Source organism: Mesorhizobium sp. M7A.F.Ca.CA.004.04.2.1 (assembly GCF_004022825.1).
GTDB lineage: Bacteria > Pseudomonadota > Alphaproteobacteria > Rhizobiales > Rhizobiaceae > Mesorhizobium.
Genome location: NZ_RZPH01001051.1, coordinates 1 through 2,008 on the forward strand (window position 1 = coordinate 1; position 2,008 = coordinate 2,008).

Annotated in this window: 2 protein-coding genes and 1 pseudogene; all 3 read right to left on the minus strand. The window is 62.4% G+C overall.

Features of this window, described 5'->3' with window-relative positions; all coding sequences use genetic code 11:
* Positions 1–564: pseudogene (locus EN893_RS31110) on the minus strand (two-component sensor histidine kinase); the annotation flags it as partial.
* Positions 565–613: 49 nt separating this feature from the next.
* A complete protein-coding gene (locus EN893_RS31115; protein ID WP_013530014.1) occupies positions 614–1,333 on the minus strand; it encodes a response regulator transcription factor in 720 nt (239 codons plus the stop codon).
* A complete protein-coding gene (locus tag EN893_RS31120) occupies positions 1,320–1,853 on the minus strand; it encodes a MarR family transcriptional regulator (RefSeq protein WP_027039379.1) in 534 nt (177 codons plus the stop codon). Before EN893_RS31120 ends, EN893_RS31115 begins: the two co-directional genes overlap by 14 nt.
* Positions 1,854–2,008: the final 155 nt, after the last annotated feature.

Sequence of the window (2,008 nt, forward strand, 5' to 3'; positions counted from 1 at the left end):
GGAGGCATAGGCCTGGCTGCGGCGCACGAAGACGCGCAGCACCTTGCCCTCGAGCTGCACGCGCACCTCGACGATGTTGGAGTTGCCGACCGTGTCGATCCAGAACGGGCGGTTGATCTGGCGGGTGATCTCCGACGAGAGAACATCATCCAAAATCGAGAAAAACGGTTTTGGGCCAGGCGCGGGCAGCGGGTCGGGCGGCAAGAGGTCGACCTTCAACTGCATGCGGTCCTGGGCGATGCGTATGATGTTGGTGTAGTCGGCATCGCGCGGATAGGTTTCGATCAGGTCGATGATGGCGGCGATGTCGCGCACGGTGGCCTGCGACAGGCGCTGCGTCACGGTTGCCCAATGACGTTCCATGAAGACGAAGGCGACGACCGATTGCAGCAGGATCATCGGCGCGATGACGATGATCAGCGAGCGGGCATAGAGCCGCTTGGGCATATACAGCGAGACGAGGCGCCAGAAGCGGTTCCAGGCGCGCGGCACCGCCTTCAGCGTCCGCGCGGCGCGTACGCTCAAGCCGCCATTGCCCGGCTGTTCCAGTTCCGTGGTTGCCATTCGCTCATTTCGCTTGCCCGCAGCCGCTCAGCAGGCCGCAGGCGGCATTCTATTCCACGCTGAGCCGATACCCAATACCGCGCACGGTCTGCAGCCAGACCGGGTTGGACGGATCGCGCTCGATCTTGCGGCGCAGCCGGTTGATCTGGACGTCGATGGTGCGCTCGCCGACCTCCGAATCGTCACCGACAAGCTCGTGGCGGGGTATCGTCTCGCCGGCCCTTGCCGCGAAGATCGCCAGGATCTCCTGCTCGCGGTCGGTCAGCTTCAGCGCCTCGCCGCCACGCTTCAACTCGCGCCGGGCGATCTGGAAGGTGTAGGGGCCGAAGACCAACTGCTCGACCTTGGGCGTGGTCGCCGGGCCACCACGGCGAAGAATGTTGTTGATGCGCAGGATCAGCTCGCGCGGATCGAACGGCTTCGGCAGGTAGTCGTCGGCGCCGGCCTCAAGCCCTGAGATGCGGCTGTCGGTCTCCGACAGGGCCGTCAGCATCAGGATCGGTACGTTCTTTTCGGCTCGCAGCGACTTGGTCAGGTCGACGCCCGTTTCACCGGGCATCATGACGTCCAGCACCAGAAGGTCGAAGTCGAGGCCGGCAAGCTTGCGCCTGGCTTCGCCGGCATTGCCGGCGACGGTGACGCGAAAGCCGTTTTCGGTCAGATACTGCTTGAGAAGATTGCGGATGCGGGTGTCGTCGTCGACGACAAGCAGATGCGGCGCGTCGTCGTCCGGCGCGGCCGCGTGATCGACCCGTTCAGTGCTCTCCATGGCTTTTCCCTGACATTTTTGCGGACCCAACGTCGATCTGCGCCCTCAGTTCCGGATTGACCATCGCTTCGAGGAACCGTTCCACCAAGGTCCGTTCGGTTACTCCGGAATCCCCCAATGCAGCATGGATGCGGCGCGACTGTGGCCGCGCCAGCGCCAGCGCCAGCGCACGGCCCTTGGCGGTCGGATAAAGTTCGCGCTGTCGGCGGTCGCGCGGACCTTGCAACTGCACGACATGGTCGGTGTCGATCAACTGCTTGAGCACACGGGCCAGGCTCTGTTTGGTGATCTTCAGCACGTCGAGCAGTTCGGCGACCGTCAGGCCCGGCCTGCGGTTGACGAAATGCAGCACCCGGTGGTGGGCCCGGCCAAAGCCGTAGTCGGCCAGGATCTGGTCCGGATCGGAGGTGAAGTCACGATAGGCAAAGAAGAGCAGCTCGATAATGGCGAAGTCGATGCCGTCCTCGACCGACATCGCGGTCCTGATCGGTTTTCCGGCGGCTGGGCTTCGATCCGTCATTATTTCTCCGTGGGAAAGAGAGATTATGTCAGTACTATTGACGTAATTTCCCTGCAATGGTAATTTTTGACAAGCTTTTGGGCGGATTGCGAACGAAAAGGCAAGGGAAGCCGGTTTTTCCGGAATTTCCTGAGTTTGCCAGAGCGCAATTATCC

Coding starts and splice junctions, on each gene's coding strand:
- EN893_RS31115 (WP_013530014.1), bottom strand. CDS start 1,333: ATGGAGAGCACTGAACGGGTCGATCACGCGGCCGCGCCGGACGACGAC.
- EN893_RS31120 (WP_027039379.1), bottom strand. CDS start 1,853: ATGACGGATCGAAGCCCAGCCGCCGGAAAACCGATCAGGACCGCGATG.